Origin of the sequence: Micromonospora halotolerans (genome assembly GCF_032108445.1) — a bacterium.
Lineage (GTDB): Bacteria > Actinomycetota > Actinomycetes > Mycobacteriales > Micromonosporaceae > Micromonospora > Micromonospora halotolerans.
Genome location: NZ_CP134876.1, coordinates 3,342,265 through 3,362,149, shown reverse-complemented (window position 1 = coordinate 3,362,149; position 19,885 = coordinate 3,342,265). Strand labels below are relative to the sequence as shown.

The 19,885-nt window shown below is 71.3% G+C and carries 16 protein-coding genes; 9 read left to right on the top strand and 7 right to left on the bottom strand.

Features of this window, described 5'->3' with window-relative positions:
* Window positions 1–2: 2 nt before the first annotated feature.
* From RMN56_RS16040 to RMN56_RS16030, 3 genes are read right to left on the bottom strand one after another with little or no spacing between them, the layout of a single operon-like run.
* Complete coding sequence (locus RMN56_RS16040; protein WP_262283919.1) at window positions 3–956, bottom strand: ABC transporter ATP-binding protein; 954 nt, start codon at window positions 954–956, stop codon at window positions 3–5.
* Window positions 953–1,834, bottom strand: a complete 882-nt coding sequence (locus RMN56_RS16035) for an ABC transporter permease (protein WP_313724522.1) — start codon at window positions 1,832–1,834, stop codon at window positions 953–955. The genes RMN56_RS16040 and RMN56_RS16035 overlap by 4 nt, the downstream gene beginning before the upstream one ends.
* Entirely contained in the window at window positions 1,827–2,741 is a 915-nt protein-coding gene (locus RMN56_RS16030; RefSeq protein ID WP_313724521.1) for an ABC transporter ATP-binding protein, read from the bottom strand. The genes RMN56_RS16035 and RMN56_RS16030 overlap by 8 nt, the downstream gene beginning before the upstream one ends.
* A gap of 249 nt (window positions 2,742–2,990) precedes the next feature.
* Here RMN56_RS16030 and cysC point away from each other — a divergent pair, with 249 nt between their 5' ends.
* The 3 genes from cysC (at window position 2,991) to galT (ending at window position 6,532) form a co-directional block, all read left to right on the top strand.
* Window positions 2,991–4,520 carry an adenylyl-sulfate kinase gene (gene cysC / locus RMN56_RS16025; protein WP_313724520.1) on the top strand — a complete coding sequence of 510 codons (1,530 nt, stop codon included), beginning with the start codon at window positions 2,991–2,993 and terminating at the stop codon, window positions 4,518–4,520.
* A gap of 153 nt (window positions 4,521–4,673) precedes the next feature.
* Entirely contained in the window at window positions 4,674–5,462 is a 789-nt protein-coding gene (locus tag RMN56_RS16020; RefSeq protein WP_313724752.1) for a DeoR/GlpR family DNA-binding transcription regulator, read from the top strand.
* Window positions 5,459–6,532, top strand: a complete 1,074-nt coding sequence (gene galT / locus RMN56_RS16015) for a galactose-1-phosphate uridylyltransferase (RefSeq protein ID WP_313724519.1) — start codon at window positions 5,459–5,461, stop codon at window positions 6,530–6,532. Before RMN56_RS16020 ends, galT begins: the two co-directional genes overlap by 4 nt.
* Window positions 6,533–6,843: 311 nt before the next feature.
* Here the strand turns inward: galT and RMN56_RS16010 are convergent, their stop codons facing one another.
* The gene (locus tag RMN56_RS16010; RefSeq protein ID WP_151464737.1) at window positions 6,844–8,061 is read right to left on the bottom strand and encodes an NADP-dependent isocitrate dehydrogenase; all 1,218 of its coding nucleotides are present in this window, start codon (window positions 8,059–8,061) and stop codon (window positions 6,844–6,846) included.
* Between the two features lie 135 nt (window positions 8,062–8,196).
* On the opposite strand from RMN56_RS16010, the gene RMN56_RS16005 reads away from it, so the two are divergent.
* The gene (locus RMN56_RS16005; protein WP_313724518.1) at window positions 8,197–9,015 is read left to right on the top strand and encodes an MBL fold metallo-hydrolase; all 819 of its coding nucleotides are present in this window, start codon (window positions 8,197–8,199) and stop codon (window positions 9,013–9,015) included.
* 49 nt (window positions 9,016–9,064) lie between these two features.
* Here RMN56_RS16005 and mdh read toward each other — a convergent pair whose 3' ends face one another.
* The gene (gene mdh, locus RMN56_RS16000; protein ID WP_189195522.1) at window positions 9,065–10,015 is read right to left on the bottom strand and encodes a malate dehydrogenase; all 951 of its coding nucleotides are present in this window, start codon (window positions 10,013–10,015) and stop codon (window positions 9,065–9,067) included.
* A gap of 100 nt (window positions 10,016–10,115) precedes the next feature.
* Window positions 10,116–10,979 carry a bifunctional methylenetetrahydrofolate dehydrogenase/methenyltetrahydrofolate cyclohydrolase gene (locus tag RMN56_RS15995; RefSeq protein WP_313724517.1) on the bottom strand — a complete coding sequence of 288 codons (864 nt, stop codon included), beginning with the start codon at window positions 10,977–10,979 and terminating at the stop codon, window positions 10,116–10,118.
* A 410-nt stretch (window positions 10,980–11,389) separates the two neighbouring features.
* Between RMN56_RS15995 and RMN56_RS15990 the strand changes: the two genes are divergently transcribed.
* The 5 genes from RMN56_RS15990 to RMN56_RS15970 all read left to right on the top strand — a co-directional run bounded on the left by RMN56_RS15990 (window position 11,390) and on the right by RMN56_RS15970 (window position 17,136).
* Entirely contained in the window at window positions 11,390–12,997 is a 1,608-nt protein-coding gene (locus tag RMN56_RS15990; RefSeq protein WP_313724516.1) for a peptide ABC transporter substrate-binding protein, read from the top strand.
* Between the two features lie 194 nt (window positions 12,998–13,191).
* Window positions 13,192–14,130 carry an ABC transporter permease gene (locus tag RMN56_RS15985; RefSeq protein ID WP_262283150.1) on the top strand — a complete coding sequence of 313 codons (939 nt, stop codon included), beginning with the start codon at window positions 13,192–13,194 and terminating at the stop codon, window positions 14,128–14,130.
* Entirely contained in the window at window positions 14,123–15,079 is a 957-nt protein-coding gene (locus RMN56_RS15980; RefSeq protein ID WP_313724515.1) for an ABC transporter permease, read from the top strand. Before RMN56_RS15985 ends, RMN56_RS15980 begins: the two co-directional genes overlap by 8 nt.
* Before the next feature lie 7 nt (window positions 15,080–15,086).
* Window positions 15,087–16,124 (top strand): ABC transporter ATP-binding protein, encoded by a 1,038-nt coding sequence (locus RMN56_RS15975; RefSeq protein ID WP_313724514.1) that lies wholly within the window; start codon window positions 15,087–15,089, stop codon window positions 16,122–16,124.
* Complete coding sequence (locus tag RMN56_RS15970) at window positions 16,108–17,136, top strand: ABC transporter ATP-binding protein (protein WP_313724513.1); 1,029 nt, start codon at window positions 16,108–16,110, stop codon at window positions 17,134–17,136. The genes RMN56_RS15975 and RMN56_RS15970 overlap by 17 nt, the downstream gene beginning before the upstream one ends.
* Window positions 17,137–17,203: 67 nt before the next feature.
* Here RMN56_RS15970 and RMN56_RS15965 read toward each other — a convergent pair whose 3' ends face one another.
* On the bottom strand, window positions 17,204–19,837 hold the full coding sequence (locus tag RMN56_RS15965; protein ID WP_313724512.1) for a beta propeller repeat protein: 2,634 nt from the start codon (window positions 19,835–19,837) through the stop codon (window positions 17,204–17,206).
* Window positions 19,838–19,885 lie beyond the last annotated feature (48 nt).

Here is a 19,885-nt window from a genome sequence, read left to right as displayed (position 1 = left end):
GTTCAGCTCCCCACCAGGTAGGAGAAGACGCTCTCCAGCGATTCGTCCTCGGGCGTCAGCGACCGGACCCGGAGGTGCCGGGCCAGCGCGATCTTCGGCAGCGCGCGGGTGAAGGCGCCGTAGTCGCCGGCCCGCACGGTCAGCCCGTCCCGGCCCAGTTCCACCCCGGTCACCGACTCCTCGGCGATCAACGCGACGGCGAGGGCCCGGTCGTCGGTGGAGCGGACCCGGAAGACGTGCGGCCGGTTGGTCATCAGCCGGCGGATCGTGCGGTAGTCGCCGGAGGCGGCCAGCCGGCCGGCGACCATCACCTGCACGGTGCCGGAGACCTGCTCGACCTCCTCCAGGATGTGGGAGCTGAACAGGATGGTCCGGCCGGCGTCGCCGAGCCGGTGCAGCAGGGCCATCATGTGCAGCCGCTGCCGCGGGTCCATCCCGTTGAACGGCTCGTCGAGCAGCAGCACCTGCGGGTCGTGCACCAGGGCGGCGGCCACCCGGGTGCGCTGCCGCATGCCCTTCGAGTAGGTGCCGATCTTGCGGTCCTGCGCCGACTCCATCTCCACCAGGGCGATGGCCCGGCGGGCCGCCGCCTCCGGGTCGGGCAGCCGGTGCAGCTTGGCGCTGGCCAGCACGAACTCGTACGCGCTGAGGAAGGTGTGCACGGCCTCCCGCTCGCTGACCAGGCCCAGCCGCCGGTAGACGTCGGGGTGGCGCCAGGTCGGCATGCCGTCGAGGGTGACCTCGCCCCGGGACGGGGAGAGGAAGCCGGCCATCATGTGCAGCAGGGTGGTCTTGCCGGCGCCGTTCGGGCCGAGCAGGCCGGTCACGCCCGGGCCCAGCCGCATGGTGACGTCGTTGACCGCCACCACGTTGCCGTACCAGCGGGAGACGCCGGCCAGGTCGAGGGTGGAGGCGGGGGTGGCCGGGGCCGCCGGCTCCGCGCTGATCGTGGTCATCGGGCGGCCACCTTCCGGTATCGCAGCAACAGCAGGGCGACGCAGCCGGCCACCAGCAGCGCGGCGACGGCCACGTAGACCGGCCCGAAGCCGCCGATCTGGTCCTCCGTCTGCCCGCCGGGTACCAGCAGGTCGCCGAGGGTGTACTGGCCAACAGCATGGACCAGGGCGGTGGGCGAGCCGAGCATCGCCAACTCGTTGACCGTGCGGGACGGCATGATCGACAGGATGCCGACGATCGGGGCGGTCATCAGGAACACCGCCACGATGCCGCCGGCCGCGAAGGCCCGCTTGCCGGTGAGCGAGGCGATGAGCAGCCCGACCGAGGCGAAGACCACCGCCCAGAGCGCCGCGTAGAGCAGGCCGGGCAGCAGGTCGAGCAGCTCGTTCCAGACCCCGTGCATGCCGTCGTCGGTGGTGAACGCGGCACCCAGGAACATCACCAGCTGCGGCGCCCCGAGCAGCAGCCAGAGCGCGGTGCCCAGCGACCCGAGCTTGGCCAGCGCGTAGTCGCCGCGCGGCAGCGGGCGGGAGAAGTAGAGCGGCAGCACGCCGCTGTGCAGGTCGCGGGAGACCAGCTCCGGCCCGACCACCGCGACGAAGAAGATGACCAGCCAGCTCATCGCGTCGGCGAACTGGGCGTACGTCATGACGACCTGGCCGGTCTGGGTGCGTACCGCGGTCAGCCCGGCGGCGACGATCAGCACGATGCCCATCACCAGCCAGGGGAAGATCTTCGCCTTGGCGGACCGGCCCAGGCCGAAGGCGGTGCGCACGCCGTGCAGGTAGAGCGCGCCGAAGACGTGCCGGCGGCCGAGCCGCGGGCCGGTGTAGCGCTGATAGCCGATGTCGTGGATGACGCCGGTCGGCTCAGACATGGCTGGGCTCCCTCGTGGCGAAGAGTTCGGCCACCCGGTGCCGCCGCTGGTCGAGCCGGTGCAGCGGCAGGTCCAGCTCGGCGACCGCGCCGATGATCTGGTCGTAGGTGGCGTCGTCGGCGAGCGGGACGAGAAGCAGCCGCCCCTCCCGGGACACCGGCAGGTCGAGCGCGGCGAGCCGGGCCGCCAGGTCGTCCGTACCCTCGCTCACCTCGACGGCGAGCACGTCGATGGCGGAGGTCATCGCGGAGATCCGATCGGCGCGCAGCAGCTTGCCGCCGTCGATGGCGACCAGGGTGTCGCAGATCCGCTCGACCTCACCGAGCAGGTGCGAGCAGACCACCACCGAGATGCCGAACTCGGTGCCGATCCGGTGGATCAGGTTGAGCATGGCGTCCCGGCCGGCCGGGTCGAGACCGTTCGTCGGCTCGTCGAGCAGCAGCAGGTCCGGGTCGTGCACCAGGGCCTGGGCGAGTTTCACCCGCTGCTTCATGCCGGTGGAGTAGCCACCGACGGCCCGGTGCCGCTCCTCGTGCAGGCCGACGTGGCGCAGCGCCTCGGAGGCCCGCTCCCGAGCGACCGTGCGGGGCAGCCCGCTGATCCGGCCGAGGTGGGTGACCAGCTCGGCGGCGGACAGGTCGGGCGGGAGGGCGTCGTGCTCGGGCATGTAGCCGACCCGGGCGCGGACGGCCGCCGGGTCGGTGGTCGGGTCGAGGCCGAGCACGGAGACCCGACCGCTGGTCGGGGCGAGCAGGCCCAGGAGGATCTTGATCAGGGTGGACTTGCCGGCGCCGTTGGCGCCCACCAGCCCGATGATCCCCGGCTCGACCGACACGGTGAGGTCGGCCAACGCGGTGACCCGGCCTCCGTACGTCTTGGTCAGCGACTCGGTCGCGAGCAGTGTCACGCGGCAAGCGTAGGGAGCCCGGGCCGCTCCGGGTATCGGGAAACGCTCGGGGTTGCCCCTGATTCCGCCCGGACGCTGACCGACCGGACGGTCCGACCGGTCCGTCCGGCCGCCGAACCTCCCAGGACGGCGGCCGGGACGCCCCGGTACGGCCGGTTTGCCGGCCGGTGACCGGGAGGTGGAGTGGCGCTCTCGACCGATCGCCGGTGGACTGAGAAACTGTGTGCCGGCCGGTGAGTTGGGGGTTTCATGAGCAACGGGTGGGTGCTGCCCGAGGACGTTCTGCGGGATGCGCCGGCGTACGCGCCAAGGCCCGGTGAGCTGGCCGATCTCGGATTGCTGCTGACCGGGGCGTACGCCCCGCTGACCGGCTTCATGACCCGGGCCGACCTGGCCTCGCTGAGCCGGCGCGGCCGGCTCGCCGACGGCACGCCGTGGCCGGTGCCGGTGACGCTGCAGGTGCCGGCCGCGCTCGCCGACGGGCTGGCGCTGGACGACCCGCTGCGCCGGGCGCTGGTGCTGACCGACGGCGAGGGCGCCCCGGTGGCCGCGATGGACGTCACCGACGTCTGGCCGGTCCGCGACGGCACGGCCGGCGTGGGTGGCCCGGTGCGCCGGTTGGGCGACGGCGGTCACGGCCCCTTCCAGCGGCTGCGGCGCAGCCCGGAGGAGGTGCGGGGGCTGCTGCCCCCGGGGCGGGTGCTCGGCGTGTTCGCCGACCGTCCGCTGCACCGGCCGCAGCTCGCGCAGATCGCGCACGCCGCGCGGACGCTCGGCGCGCACCTGCTGGTGCTGATCCCGGTGGGTGAGGACGCGACCGGCGGGCTGCCGGCCGAGGCGCTGGTACGCAGCGTGTTCGCCGCGCGGGACCGGATGCCCCCGGCCACCCTCGTGGCGGTGCCGCTGGCGAGGCGGCGCGACGAGATCAGTGACGCGCTGCTCCGGGCCCGGGTCGCCGCCGCCTACGGGGTCACCCACCTGCTCTCCACCGAGGGCATGCTCTCCGGGGCGGGCCTGCGCGTGCTGGTGCCCCGCGAGCTGGCCTACGACAGCCGCGACGGGCAGTGGCGGTGGCGGGAGGACATCCCGCCCCGCAACCGGAAGCTGGCGCTCAGCCAGGAGGAGATCGACGACCTGCTGGACCGGGGCTTCCCGCTGCCCGAGTGGCACACCCCGCCGGCGGTGGCCAAGGAGCTGGCCCGGGCCCGCCCGCCGCGCCGGCACCGCGGTCTGGTGATCTTCCTGACCGGTCTCTCCGGCTCCGGCAAGTCGACAATCGCCCGTGGCCTGGCCGACCATCTGCGCGAGGGCGGCGACCGCACCATCACCCTGCTCGACGGGGACATCGTGCGCCGGGAGCTCTCGGCGGGGCTGGGCTTCAGCAAGGCGGACCGGGATCTCAACGTGCGCCGGATCGGCTGGGTGGCCGCCGAGATCGCCCGGCACCGGGGTGTGGGCATCTGCTGCCCGATCGCCCCGTACGCGGCCGCCCGGGCCACCGCCCGGGAGATGGCGCACGCCGCCGGGGCCGGCTTCCTGCTGGTGCACGTGGCCACCCCGCTGGAGGTCTGCGAGCAGCGCGACCGCAAGGGCCTGTACGCGCGGGCCCGGGCCGGCCTGATCACCGGGATGACCGGGATCGACGACCCGTACGAGGAGCCGACCGACGCCGACCTGGTGGTGGACACCACCGACATGACCGTCGAGGAGGCGGTCCAGCGGGTCATGGAGCACCTCACCGAGACCGGTTGGGTGGAGCCCCGCCTCCAGCCGGCCTGATCCCGGCACGTCCGGACCGCCGCCGCCCCGCCCCGGGGTCGGCGGCGGTTCCGCGTTCGCTTCCGTTGCCCTCCGCTGCGCGGTAGTGTTTATCTTTGTTGGAACACGTTCGACCACGTGGAGACGGGTCGACAGTCGGGAGGTGGCGGCGGGGTGCTGGCGCGACAGCGGCAGGCGGTCATCCTGGAACGGGTCCGCGCCGCCGGTGGCGTCCGGGTCACCGAGCTGGCCACCGAATTCGGCGTCTCCGACATGACCATCCGGCGCGACCTGGAGACGCTGCACGACCAGGGCCTGCTCGCCAAGGTGCACGGCGGCGCGACACTGGCCGGGCCCGGCTCGACCGACGAGCCCGGCTTCCACGCCAAGTCGGTCCGCCAGTCCGTCGAGAAGGCGGCCATCGCCGGCCGGGCCGCGCAGCTGGTCCGCCCCGGCGCCGCGATCGCGCTCTCCGCCGGCACCACCACCGCCGAGCTGGCCCGCCGCCTGACCGATGTGCCGGGCCTCACCGTGGTGACGAACTCCCTGCCGGTGGCCGAGATCCTGCACGTCGGCGGCCGGCCGGACCAGACCGTGGTGCTCACCGGCGGGGTGCGCACCCCCTCGGACGCGCTGGTCGGCCCGCTGGCCGTGGCCGCGATCGGCGCGCTCCACCTGGACCTGCTCTTCCTCGGCGTGCACGGCATCAGCGAGCGGGCCGGGTTCACCACCCCCAACCTCATGGAGGCGGACACGGACCGGGCCCTGGTGGCGGCCGCCGACCGGCTGGTGGTGCTCGCCGACCACACCAAGTGGGGCACGGTCGGCATCTCGTCGATCGTCGGCTTGGACGCGGCGGACGTGCTGGTCACCGACGAACGGTTGGGGCCGGATGCGCGACGGGTACTCGAGGACAGGGTTGGCGAACTGGTGATCGTGCCGGGCCCGGAGGGGGCGGAGTGAAGCGTACGCAGATCGAGCTGGCGGACGGCCGCGAGTTGATCTACTTCGACGAGCGGGACGACGCGGTCCGCGACCAGCCGGACCGGCGGGAGCTGCCGCCGCCCCCGCACGCGTCGCAGCTTCGCTACGACCCGCTGACCGACGAGTGGGTGGCCGTCGCGGTGCACCGGCAGACCCGGACCTTCCTCCCCCCGGCCGACCAGTGCCCGCTCTGCCCCTCCCGGGGCGACCGGCTCAGCGAGATCCCCGCCCCCGACTACGACGTGGTCGTCTTCGAGAACCGGTTCCCGTCGCTGAGCCAGCGGGTCGCCGAGGAGCCGGCCGAGATCACGCCGTTCACCCCGGTCCGCCCCGGGCGCGGCAAGTGCGAGGTGGTCTGCTTCACCGACGACCACAACGCCTCGTTCGCCAGCCTCTCCCCCGGCCGGGTGCGGACCGTGCTCGACGCCCTCGCCGACCGCACCACCGCGCTGAGCGAGCTGCCCGGGGTGGAGCAGGTCTTCCCGTTCGAGAACCGGGGCGTGGAGATCGGGGTGACCCTGCACCACCCGCACGGCCAGATCTACGCCTACCCGTTCGTCACGCCGCGGACCCGGACCATGCTGGCCGCCGCCCGGCGGCACGCCGACCGCACCGGGGGCAACCTCTACGCCGACGTGCTCGCCGCCGAACGCGCCGCCGGCGACCGGGTCGTGGCGAGCAACGAGCACTGGACGGCGTACGTGCCGGCGGCGGCCCGCTGGCCGTTCGAGGTGCACGTGGCCCCGCACCGCGCGGTGCCCGACATCCCGGCGCTGGACGACGCCGAGCGCGACGCCTTCGGGCCGCTCTACCTGGACGTGCTGCGCCGCTTCGACGGGCTGTTCGACCTGCCGATGCCCTACATCGCCGCCTGGCACCAGGCCCCGGTGCACGTCGACCGGGAGCTGGGGCACCTGCACCTGCAGCTGTTCAGCATCCGGCGCGCCAAGGACAAGCTGAAGTATCTGGCCGGCTCCGAGTCGGGGATGGGCGTGTTCATCAACGACATCGCCCCCGAGCGGGCCGCGGAACTGCTCCGGGCCGCCTGAAAGGAAGGGCCCCCTGTTAACTCCTGCGGTAGAGGAGGGGCCCCCTCTTAACACCGGGGAACCCAAACAGGGCGCGGGGGGCCCGGGACAGGGCCCCCCGCGTGGGAAGGGACGGCTGGCTGTGCGTGACAGCCGGGAAGGTTGGCTGATCGGCGCTCAAGCCGCGAGGCGACCGCGGTCAACCTTCCTTGGACGGGACTGGCATCACGTCCACCCTGCTCAACGAGGCGCGCCCGCCACGGGTGACGCCCCACGGACGCCCCGGAGCCCGCCGGCCAGTGGCCGGCGGGCTCCGGGGCGAACGGTGACGGTCAGGCCGACAGCTTGCGGGCCAGGTTCTCGTCGAGCGCGTTCATGAACTCGTCGGTGGTCAGCCACGGGGCGTCCCGCGAGATGAGCAGCGCGAGGTCCTTGGTCATCTGGCCGCCCTCGACGGTCTCCACGATGACCTGCTCCAGGGTGTTGGCGAACTCGGTGACCGCCGGGGTGCCGTCCAGCTTGCCCCGGTGGGCCAGGCCCCGGGTCCAGGCGTAGATCGAGGCGATCGGGTTGGTCGAGGTCTTCTCGCCCTTCTGCCACTGCCGGTAGTGCCGGGTGACCGTGCCGTGCGCGGCCTCGGCCTCGACGGTGCGGCCGTCCGGGGAGAGCAGGACGGAGGTCATCAGACCCAGCGAGCCGAAGCCCTGCGCGACGGTGTCGGACTGGACGTCACCGTCGTAGTTCTTGCAGGCCCAGACGTAGCCACCCTCCCACTTGAGCGCGGCGGCGACCATGTCGTCGATCAGCCGGTGCTCGTAGGTGATGCCGGCGGCGTCGAACTCGGCCTTGAACTCGTTCTCGAACACCTCGGCGAAGATGTCCTTGAACCGGCCGTCGTACGCCTTGAGGATGGTGTTCTTGGTGGACAGGTAGACCGGGTAGCCGCGGTCCAGGCCGTACCGGAACGAGGCCCGGGCGAAGTCCCGGATCGACTCGTCGAAGTTGTACATGCCCATGGCGATGCCGCCGCCGGAGAAGTTGGCGACCTCCATCTCCATCGGCGCGCCGCCGTCGGCCGGGGTGTAGGTGACGGTCACCTTGCCGGGGCCGGGGACGACGAAGTCGGTGGCCTTGTACTGGTCGCCGTGCGCGTGCCGGCCGATGATGATCGGCTTGGTCCAACCGGGAACGAGCCGCGGCACGTTCGACATGATGATCGGCTCGCGGAAGACCACGCCGCCGAGGATGTTGCGGATGGTGCCGTTCGGCGACCGCCACATCTTCTTGAGGCCGAACTCCTCCACCCGGGCCTCGTCGGGGGTGATGGTGGCGCACTTGACGCCGACGCCGTGCTCCTTGATGGCGTTGGCGGCGTCGACGGTGACCTGGTCGTCGGTCTCGTCGCGGTGCTGGATCGACAGGTCGTAGTAGTGCAGGTCGACGTCGAGGTAGGGCAGGATCAGCTGCTCCCGGATCTGCTTCCAGATGATCCGGGTCATCTCATCGCCGTCGATTTCCACGACCGGGTTGTTTACCTTGATCTTCGCCATCGGCCGGCGCTCCTCTCGGGGGACACGTGCTCAAGCAGTACGAGCGTACTGCAAACTGACCGGGGCTCCCCAGCCGGCCTCACCCCGCCGGAGAACGGGGTCGCCCGGGACGGGCCGCGGTGGCATCCTTCCCGGATGCCGCTGACTCACACGGTCGGGTCTATCACGGTCACCGCCCTGCTCGACGGAGCGGGTCCCTTCTTCCAACCGCGCGCCGAGGCGTTCCCGGACGCCACCCCCGCGCAGTGGGAGGAGGCCGACCGGCGGGACCCGGACACGGTCACCCCCGACGGTCGCTGGTGGCTGCCGTTCCGGGCGTTCGCGCTGCGTACCGGGGACGGGCCGGTCACCCTGGTCGACGCGGGGATCGGCCCGGCCGACGCGCTCGCCGCGAGCTGGGCGCCGGTGCCCGGCCACCTGCCGGCCGAGCTGGCCGCCGCCGGCATCGACCCGGCCGACGTCCGCACCGTGGTGCTCACCCACCTGCACACCGACCACATCGGCTGGGCGGGCCCGCTCTTCCCGAACGCGGACCACCTGGTGCAGCGCGCCGAGCTGGCCGCGCTGAAGCTGTTCCACCCCGAGCTGCCGGCCCGGCTCCTGGGGCCGCTGCGCGCCGCCGGCCAGCTCCGGGTGGTCGACGGCGACACCGACCTCACCCCCGGGGTACGCGTGCTGAGCACCCCCGGACACACCCCCGGCCACCAGTCGGTGCTGGTCGACGACGGCGCCGACCGGCTCCTGGTGACGGGTGACCTCCTGGTCCACCCCCTCCAACTGGTCGACCCCACCCTGCCCTACGCCCACGAGGAAGACCCCAGGACGGCGGCCACCTCCCGCACCGCCCTCCTGACCTCCCTCGCCCACCGAGGCCCGACCACCCTGGCCACCCCCCACCTGGGCCGTCCCTTCACCCCTCTCCCCCGGCCTGCGCCGCGGGGTGGGGATGCGTGAAGGGGCGGGCCGGCGAAGCCGGCCCGCCCCTTCGGCGGTGGTTCTCGGGTCACATGTTGGCGACGTCGGCCTGCTTCGCGCGGACGGCCTCGGCGGCTTCCTTGAGGGCGGCCAGCTCGTCGGCGTCCAGGTCGGTCTCGACGACCCGCTTGACGCCCTCGGCGCCGATCTCGGCCTCGACACCCAGGTAGACGCCGGAGATGCCGTACTGCCCGTCGACCCAGGCGCAGACCGGCATGACCTCGCCGGAGTCCTCGGCGACGGCCTTGGCCATCCGGGCGGCGGCAGCCGACGGGGCGTAGTACGCCGAGCCGGTCTTCAGCAGCGCGACGACCTCGGCGCCACCGTTGCGGGTCTTGACGACCAGCTCCTCGATCTGCTCGGCCGGCATGGCCTCACGCAGCGGCTTGCCGTTCACGGTGCTCTTCGACGGGACCGGCACCATGGTGTCGCCGTGCGAGCCCAGGGTCAGGGTCTTCACCGACTTCACCGGTACGTTCAGCGCCTCGGCCACGAAGTTGGTGAACCGGGCGGTGTCCAGCATGCCGGCCTGGCCGAGCACCCGGTTCTTCGGGAACTGGGTGGCGAGCTGGGCCAGCGCGGTCATCTCGTCGAGCGGGTTGGAGACGACGATGACGACGGCGTTCGGGGCGTACTTGGCCACGTTCTCGGCGACCTGCCGGACGATCTTGGCGTTGGTCTCCAGCAGGTCCATCCGGCTCATGCCCGGCTTACGGGGCAGGCCGGCGGTGATGACGACGACGTCGGAACCCTCGATGGCCTCGTAGCCCTCGCCGTTCGGCCCGGTGGTGACGCCGACGACCTTGGTCTCGAAGCCCTCGACGGCGCGCGACTGGTTGAGGTCCAGCGCGAGACCCGCCGGCTTGCCCTCCACGATGTCGGTGATCACGACGGTGTCGAAGACGTCGTACTCGGCCAGGCGCTGTGCGGTGGTGGAGCCGTAGAAGCCGGCCCCGACGACAGTGACCTTCTTACCCATGGTCGTCCCACTCCCTGATACCAGTCGGTTTTCCGGACCGTATCAGCCATCCTGGCACCGATCGGGCCAGGGGCGGACGGTTATGACATGCCTGGGCGGCTCAATCCGGCCGCTCCGCCCGCTCCACGACGTTGGTCAGCAGCATGGCCCGGGTCATCGGACCGACCCCGCCGGGCATCGGCACCAGCTTGCCGGCCACCTGGGCCACCTCCGGGTCGACGTCGCCGGTGTAGCGGCCCTTGCCGTCGGTCCCGATCACCCGGGTGATACCCACGTCGACCACGGTCGCGCCCGGGTTGACCATGTCGACCGTGAGCAGCCCCGGCACGCCGGCCGCGACGATGACGATGTCGGCCTCACGGGTCTGCGCCGCGAGGTCCAGGGTGCCGGTGTGGCAGAGGGTCACGGTGGCGTTCTCGCTGCGCCTGGTGAGCAGCAGGCCGAGCGGCCGGCCCACGGTGTTGCCCCGGCCGACCAGCGCGACCTTCGCGCCGCGCAGCGGCACGTCGTGCCGGCGGAGCAGCTCGACGATGCCGCGCGGGGTGCAGGGCAGCGGGGCGTCGTAGCCGAGCACGAGCCGGCCCAGGTTGACCGGGTGCAGGCCGTCGGCGTCCTTGTCCGGGTCGATCATCTCCAGCGCCCGCTGGGTGTCCAGGTGGGCCGGGAGCGGCAGCTGGACGATGTAGCCGTGGCAGCCCGGGTCGGCGTTCAGCTCGGTCAGCACCGCGTCGAGCTGCTCCTGGGTGGCCTCGGCGGGCAGCTCGCGACGGATCGAGGCGATGCCCACCTCGGCGCAGTCGCGGTGCTTGCCGTTGACGTACGCCTGGGAGCCGGGGTCCTCGCCCACCAGGACCGTGCCGAGCCCCGGGGTGATGCCGCGCTCCGCCAGCGCCTTGACCCGTGTCCGCAGCTCGTCCTTGATCTCCGCCGCGGTCGCCTTGCCGTCCAGGATCGTCGCCGTCACGACTGGATCGTCTCACGCCCCGCGCCCGGCCGGCCGACGTCGGTAAAGGGTGACGAACCGTGACGTGGGTTAAGTCACGGACAGTCACTAACTGTGGATCGCACCACACGCGGGAACGGACGCCCGGCACCTGACGGGACGGCCCGGACAGCGTCTTCCCATCCGCCCAAGGACGTCGAGAGCGCACCACACGGCGCGCCCGGGCGACGCGAAATCCCTGGCTGACCCATCTGCGAGGTATCGCGTAGCAGGCCGGTCGGGCGACGACAACCCCGGGCGGCACGTTCCGTTATCGGTTCGCAACGGCTCCGTTGTCGATCGGGTCGAGCGCGACCTACCGTTACCGCTCGTTGCGCAGTGTCACCCAGCGCCGGGCCCGACTGCGCAGCGTGAGGAGATGAGGAGAGTTCATGCGAGTTCGTAGACTCGCCGCCTGGACCGCCCTCCCGCTCGTGGTGACGCTGGGCCTGGCGGCCTGCGGCAGCGGGGGGAACGGCGGATCGAGCGGCAGCGGCCAGGATGCGGCGGTCAGTATCCAGATCGCCGAGCCGCAGCACCTGGTTCCCACCAACACCACCGAAACGTCCGGCTCGCAGGTGCTCGCCGGCCTGTTCAGCCCGCTCGTCGACTACGACGCGCAGAACAAGCCGTACGAGGTCGCCGCCAAGTCGGTGACGCCGTCGGAGGGCAACAAGGTCTGGACGATCCAGCTCAAGGACGGGTTCACCTTCCACAACGGTGAGAAGGTCACGTCCGACGACTACATCAACGCCTGGAACTACGGCGCGTACGCGCCCAACGGCCAGGGCGGCAGCTACTTCTTCGAGAAGATCGCGGGCTACCAGGACCTGCAGGGCGAGAAGCCGAAGGCCACGACGATGTCCGGCCTGAAGAAGGTCGACGACTCGACCTTCCAGGTGACGCTCTCCGAGCCGTACATCGACTTCAAGTCGATGCTCGGCTACACCGCGTTCTACCCGCTGCCGAAGGCCGCGTTCTCCGCGCCGGGCGTGCTCAACGACTCGTACGAGCAGGCGCCGATCGGCCAGGGCCCGTTCAAGATGAAGGGCACCTGGCAGCACGACAGCAAGCTCGACGTCGAGCGCTACGACGCGTACCCGGGCGAGAAGCCCAAGGTGAAGGCCGTCGAGTTCCGCGTCTACCAGCAGCTCACCGCGGCGTACTCGGACCTGCAGTCGGACAACCTCGACGTGCTGCCGACCATCCCGACCGAGAACCTGAGCACCGCGCCGACCGACCTGGGCGACAACTACCAGACCAGCCCGATGTCGTCGTTCCAGTTCCTGGCCTTCCCGACCTTCGAGAAGGACTACAGCAAGCCGGACGTGCGCAAGGCGATCTCGATGGCGATCGACCGTGACGAGATCACCAAGTCGATCTTCAAGGGTTCGCAGCAGTCGGCCCGCTCGTTCGTCTCGCCGGTCCTGCCGGGCTACCGGGACAACACCACGGGTGCCGCGGGTCAGTTCAACCCGGCCGAGGCCAAGAAGCTCTACCAGGCCGCCGGCGGCCCGTCGAAGATCACCATCTCCTACAACGGGGACGGCGGTCACAAGGACTGGGTCGACGCGACCTGCAACCAGCTCAAGGCCAACCTGGGCGTCGACTGCGTCGGCTCGGCCGAGCCGAAGTTCGCCGACCTGCTGACCAAGGTCGAGAAGAAGCAGCCGGTGGGCCTGTTCCGCATGGGCTGGGTCATGGACTACCCGTCCATGGAGGACTACCTCGGCCCGCTGTACAGCACCAACGGTTCGTCGAACTACTACGGCTACAGCAACCCGGAGTTCGACCGCCTGGTCAAGGAGGGCTCGGCCGCGCCCACCGAGGAAGAGGCGATCAAGAAGTACCAGCAGGCCGAGGACATCCTGGCCAAGGACATGCCGGTGATCCCGCTCCGCTTCGGCGAGAACGTGTACGGGCACTCCAGCAAGGTCAAGAACGTCCAGATGGACCTGTTCCAGCGGGTCAACCTCGTCAAGATCGAGGCGGCCAGCTGAGCTGACCGTGGGACGGGCCACCCGGGGCGACCCGGGTGGCCCGGCGCACGTGGCGGCCCAGGCCGCCGGCACCCCGCGGGCCGGTAGTCCCGGCGCCGGCTCCACCGGGCCGGAGGGCACCGGTGGCCAACTTCCGGTACGCCAGAGATGTCATCCCGCGCCCCTTTCGCGCTTTTCCGGAGAGACTGGCAAGCATGTTCCGCTTCATCCTGCGGCGCCTCCTGCAGATGGTCCTCGCGTTCTTCGGGACCACGCTGATCGTCTACGCGCTGATGTTCGCCGGGCAGGGCGACCCGATCCAGGCCCTCGCCGGGGAGCGGCCGGTGACGGCGGCCCAGCGGGCATACCTGACGCAGAAGTACCACCTCGACCAGACCGGCGTGGGCGGCTTCTTCTACCGCTACCTCGACTACGTCAAGAACCTGCTCCAGGGCGACCTCGGCCAGTCGCTCACCGGCCGGCAGATCGGCGACATCCTCCAGCAGGCCTGGCCGGTCACGGTGCGGCTCGCGCTCATCGCGCTCGCCGTGGCCATCGTCTTCGGCGTCACCGCCGGCGTGATCGCCGGCATCCGCCGGGCCGGCATCTTCGACAACTCGACGCTGGTGCTCACCCTGCTGGTGCTGGGCATCCCGACCATCGTCCTGGCGCCGCTCGCGCAGTACTTCCTCGGCGTCAAGTGGCAGCTCTTCCCGCCCACCGCCGGCACCCAACCCAGCTTCTACGCGCTGCTGCTGCCCGGCATCGTGCTCGGCTCGCTGTCGCTGGCCACCGCCCTGCGGCTGACCCGCACCTCGGTGGCGGAGAACCTGCGCGCCGACTACGTCCGGACCGCCCGGTCCAAGGGCCTGGTCAAGCGCCGGATCGTCAGCGTGCACGTGCTGCGCAACTCGCTCATCCCGGTGGTCACCTTCCTCGGCGTCGAGCTGGGCAACCTGATGAGCGGCGCGATCATCACCGAGGGCGTGTTCAACATCCCCGGTGTCGGCTTCAACCTGTTCCGCGGCATCCGCACCGAGGACGGCCCCCTGGTGGTGGGCATCGTCAGCGTGCTCGTCGTGGTCTACCTGATCTCCAACCTGGTGGTGGACGTCCTGTACGCCGTACTCGACCCGAGGATCCGCTATGAGTGACTTCGAAACCGTGGCGGCCACGGAGAACCAGGCCGCGCGGCGGGGTGTCTCCGGCGAGCCGGGCGCGCCCAACAAGGTCGCCGAGGCGCACAAGCCGCGCAGCCTGGCCGGCGACGCCTGGCGGGACCTGCGCCGCAACCCGATCTTCTGGGTCAGCCTGGGCCTGGTCGTGCTCATCACCGCGATGGCCGCGGTGCCGTCGCTGTTCACCGCCAACGACCCGCGTGACTGCCTGCTCTCCCGGCAGCACGCCGGGCCGTCCGGCGGGGCCATCTTCGGGTACGACTTCCAGGGCTGCGACGTCTACGCCCGGGCGGTCTACGGCACACGCGCCTCGCTGCTGGTGGGTGCCCTCGCCGCGCTGGCCACCGGCGTGATCGCGCTGATCGTCGGCATGCTCGCCGGCTACTTCGGCGGCTGGGTCGACGCGGTGCTCTCCCGCGTGATCGACATCGTGCTCGGCATCCCGCTGCTGCTCGCCGCGATCGTGCTGCTCAAGCGGCTGAGCACCAGCAGCGACAACGTCCGGCTGTTCGCGGTGATCTTCGTGCTGGCGGTGCTCGGCTGGACCACCGCGGCGCGGGTGGTCCGCTCCTCGGTGATCACCGCCAAGGAGCAGGACTACGTCGCCGCGGCCCGGATGCTCGGCGCCCGCAACGGCCGGATCATGTGGCGGCACATCCTGCCGAACGCGCTCGCCCCGGCGATCGTGGTGCTCACCATCGCGCTCGGCTCGTTCATCGCCGCCGAGGCGACGCTGAGCTTCCTCGGCATCGGCCTGAAGGCCCCGACCATCTCCTGGGGCCAGGACATCGACACGGGCCGGATCCACATGCGCGAGGCGGCGACCCCGCTGATCGCGCCCTCCGCCTTCCTGGCGCTGACCGTCCTCGCCTTCATCATGCTGGGCGACGCGATCCGCGACGCCTTCGACCCGAAGCTGCGGTGAGAACCTCATGACCCAGTCCGCGGTCCGGCCCACGCCGGCCTCCCCCACCCCGCCCGGTGGCCACCTGCTCGAGGTACGGGACCTGCACGTCGAGTTCCGCACGAACGAGGGCGTGGCCAAGGTGATCAACGGGGTGACCTACCACCTCGACGCGGGCGAGACCCTGGCCGTGCTCGGCGAGTCCGGCTCCGGCAAGTCGGTCACCGCCCAGGCCATCATGGGCATCCTGGACACGCCCCCGGCGCACGTCCGCTCCGGCCAGATCCTCTATCAGGGCCGGGACCTGCTGACCCAGTCGGAGGAGCAGCGCCGGCAGGTGCGCGGCAAGGAGATCGCGATGATCTTCCAGGACGCGCTCTCCGCGTTGAACCCGGTCTTCCCGGTCGGCTGGCAGATCGGCGAGACGCTGCGCCAGCGGGAGGGGATGTCCCGGGGCGACGCCCGCCGGCGGGCCGTCGAGCTCATGGACCTCGTGAAGATCCCGGCCGCGGCGAAGCGGCTCGGCGACTACCCGCACCAGTTCTCCGGGGGCATGCGGCAGCGCGTCATGATCGCCATGGCGCTCGCCCTGGACCCGAAGGTGCTCATCGCCGACGAGCCGACCACGGCGCTCGACGTCACCGTGCAGGCCCAGATCATGGACCTGCTGGCCGACCTGCGCCGCGACCTGAACATGGCGATGATCCTGATCACCCACGACCTCGGCGTGGTCGCCGGCGTCGCGGACCGCATCGCCGTCATGTACGCCGGCCGGATCGTCGAGCACGCCGACGTGCGCTCGCTGTACCGGGCTCCGGCCCACCCGTACACCAAGGGGTTGCTGGAGTCGATCCCGCGCCTGGACGTCCGCGGCCAGGCGCTGTCGACGATCAAGGGGTTGCCGCCGAACCTCATGCGGATCCCGTCCGGCTGCCCGTTCCACCCCCGGTGCCCGTACGTGCAGCAGGTCTGCGTGGACGTGGTGCCGCACGACCTGGTCCTCGGCGACGGCCGGACCAGCGCGTGCCACTTCGCGCAGGAGGTCCGTGATGACAGCGCCCGCTAGTTCGACCAAGGTCCGCGGCGAGACCATCCTCTCCGTCGACAACGTGGTCAAGCACTTCCCGATCAGCCAGGGGGTGCTGTTCAAGAAGCAGATCGGCGCGGTCAAGGCCGTCGACGGGGTCAGCTTCGAGCTGCGCCGCGGCGAGACCCTCGGCGTGGTCGGCGAGTCCGGCTGCGGCAAGTCGACGCTCGCCCGGCTGCTCATGCGCCTGGAGACGCCGACCTCCGGCCGGGCCACCCTGGAGGGTCGGGACCTGTTCAAGGCGTCCGGCTCGGAGCTGCGCCGGCTGCGCCGCAACATGCAGATGGTGATGCAGGACCCGTACACCTCGCTGAACCCGCGGATGACGGTCGGCGACATCATCGGGGAGCCGTTCCAGATCCACCCGGAGGCGGCGCCGAAGGGCAGCCGGCAGCGGCGCGTGCAGGAGCTGCTGGAGGTGGTCGGGCTCAACCCCGAGCACATCAACCGCTACCCGCACCAGTTCTCCGGCGGCCAGCGGCAGCGCATCGGGATCGCCCGGGCGCTGGCCCTGCGCCCCGAGATCATCGTCTGCGACGAGCCGGTGTCCGCCCTGGACGTCTCCATCCAGGCCCAGGTGATCAACCTGCTGGAGCAGCTCCAGGACGAGTTCGGGCTGTCGTACATCTTCATCGCGCACGACCTGTCGGTGGTCCGGCACATCTCGGACCGCGTGGCGGTCATGTACCTCGGCAAGATCGTGGAGGTCGGCACCGAGGAGGAGATCTACGAGCGGGCCACCCACCCGTACACCCAGGCGCTGCTCTCCGCGGTGCCGGTGCCCGACCCGGACGCCCGCGAGGATCGGACCATCATCCGGCTCACCGGTGACGTGCCCAGCCCGGCCGACCCGCCCTCGGGCTGCCGGTTCCGCACGCGCTGCTGGAAGGCGCAGGAGGTCTGCGCCACCCAGGAGCCGCTCACGGTGCTGCGCGCGGCCGACCCGCACCCCTCGGCCTGCCACTTCGCCGAGGTACGTCCCGGCGCCTGACGCGAGCAACGACGGAGGCCCCGTCCCCCGGAGGAAGGGGGGACGGGGCCTCCACACGGGTGGCCGGTCAGAGCTGGGCGAGGTTGAACGCCCAGATGCCGCGGCCGTGGGTCGCGACGTAGACCGAGTTGTCGGCCGCGTTGTACTCGACGTCCATGCCGACGGTCAGCGGCAGGCCGGCGCCGAGCCGCTGCCAGTCGGTGGCGCCGGGGGCGCGGTAGAACGTGGCCAGGTCGGTGGCGAGCACCAGACCGCCGTTGGACAGCTCCTTGATCGAGCTGGCCGGCACGTCCGGCAGGTTCGCCGAGACGTCCTTCCAGGTCGCGCCCGCGTCGCTGGTCTCGAAGACGTGACCGAAGCCGGCGCCCGGCCCCTCGGTGAACCGGCGGGAGAAGCCGTTGACCGCGAGGTAGGCGTGCGACGGGTTCGCCGGGTCGATCCCGACGCCCTGGAGGAACCGGTTGGGGAAGTCACCCGGCAGGGCGACCTGGTGCCAGCTCGACGGGTCGGTGACCTTGCCGACCGCGAGGCCCCGGGCGAAGCCGGCGTTGTTGCACGGGCCGCACCAGCCGACGTACGCCGTGCCACCGGAGACCGCCACCGAGGTGGCGGTGCGACCGGCGCCCAGGTCGAACACGTTGGTCCAGCCCTTGCCGTTCTGGATCGAGTAGCCCTTCGTGTTGACCCAGACGTGCTGGCCACCGGCGACCCAGACGTTCGCGTCGTGGTCGTCGGGCGCGAACGGCGCGATGAACCGGGCCAGCTCGTCGCCGGGCGCGCCGGTGTACGGCTGGATGTCCCGCGACGTGGAGTCCGCCTGGGTGCCCGAGCCGGTGTTGGCGTTGCAGTTCTCGGTCACCCGCATGGCCAGGTTGGTGTACTCCTGGACCTGCCGGCAGCCGTTCGCCGGGTCGGCCTGGGAGTCGCCGCCGTCACCGCCGAAGTGCGAGCCCATCCGGGTGTCGCCGGGGCGCAGGATCGAGGTGCCGTTGTCCTGCAGACCGCCGGAGACGACGGTGCCGGCCCTGGCCGGGTCCTGGCCCAGCGCCACCGAGTAGTACTGGAGCGCGTCGATGGTCCCGTCGTTGAGGCTCTGCCAGTCGGTGGCGTGCCCGTCCCTGTCGGTCTTTCCGTTGATCGGCCGCCGGTAGACGCCGCCGTCGTTGCCGACGTAGACGAAGCCGTTGCCCACGGCCACCGAGTGCTGGTCGGAGTGGGTGGTCTTGTTGCAGGTGTTCTGAGCGTCGTGGATGTTCCAGCAGGAGAAGTTGAAGTTCCAGTACGGGCCGACGGTCCTCCAGTTGGCACCGGCGTCGGTCGACTCGTAGACCTCCTCCAGGCCCGCCCAGACGTGGTTCGGGTTGGCCGGGTCCACCGCCAGGAACTGGTTGTACCAGGCCTGGATGCCCGGACCGTAGCCCTTCCCCATCACGGTCTGCTTGAGCGCCGAGCCGGAGTTGCCCAGCTTCGACGAGTCGGCGATCTTGTTCCAGGGGCCGGCCGGGTTGCCGGTGTTGGAGACGTAGATGCCGTCCAGGTAGCTGTTCACGTTGCCGGCCGGCTTGTTGAGCAGTCGTGGCGACTGGTTGATCGCGTACAGCTTGCCGCCGTCGGCGGAGAAGGCGAAGGTCACGTAGCCGATGTCGTCGGCCGGCATGGCGCCGGTCGGGTTGACCTTCGTCCAGCCGCCGGCCGTGTAGTCGACGGTCTCGTAGAAGCCGTTGTAGGTGTCGCCGGAGCGCCAGGCCGAGGCGACCACCACGTGCTTCGGGTTGCGCGGGTCCTGGGCCACGTCGTTGACGATGTTCTTGTACGCGGCGTTCGCGTCACCCGCGTTCGCCCCGCCCGGCAGGTAGCTCGGGTTCGGCGTGAACTCCAGCTTCCAGGCGCCCGTGGTGCTGCCCATCGCGTGCGAGAACAGGCCCCGGTTGGTGGCGACCCAGACCTTGCCGTCGAAGAAGCGCAGCTTGTTGATGACCGTGCTCTCCAGCTCGGTCCCGCCGACCCGGTCGGTCGTCTTGAACGCGCCGGACGTCGGGTTGGCCAGCCGGTAGACGCCGGCGCCGACGTACGAGGTGCCGCCCGTGTTGCCCTCGCCGGTCGCGTACCAGAGCGAACCGTCGCCGGCCAGCACGACGTCGCCGCTGGACAGGGTGGGCAGCGCATCCGTGATCGGCGTCCAGCTCCCGCCGCCGATCGAGGAACGCCACACGCCGCCGTCCGCGCCGGCCGCGTACACGTGGCCGCTGTTGTCCGACGCGAGACCCGTGATCCGGCCGGTGACCAGGCCGGCGCCGCCGGACGAGTTGGACGCGTAGTCGCGGTAGCGCGGGTCGTCGCCGTCGTACTTGATCTTCGTGACCTCGCGCCAGGTGCCCTTCGTCACCGGCAACGCGTTGAGCTGGCTCAGCGCGTGGGAATACGCGCCCGGCGCGACGATGCCCGGCGCGTAGCGGGCCTGAGCGAACTGCTCGGCGATGGTGCGGGCCTCGAAGGCCTCCTCGCCGGCCTCCTCCGACGACTCGCCGGCGGCCATCTCCATGAATTCCCTGGGGTGCCAGGGCATGTTGGCGCCCGGCTCGTCGGCCAGGCCCAGTTTCTCCTGCACCTCGTGGTTGGTGGCGACCACGCCACCGAGGGCGGCGGTGAGTACCAGCGCGCCCGCTATTGTCGCCGGCCTGCGCCAGCGTGACTGGGACATGTGAATCCTCCCGGATTCGTGGGGGTACCGAGCCTGCGGCCCGGGATG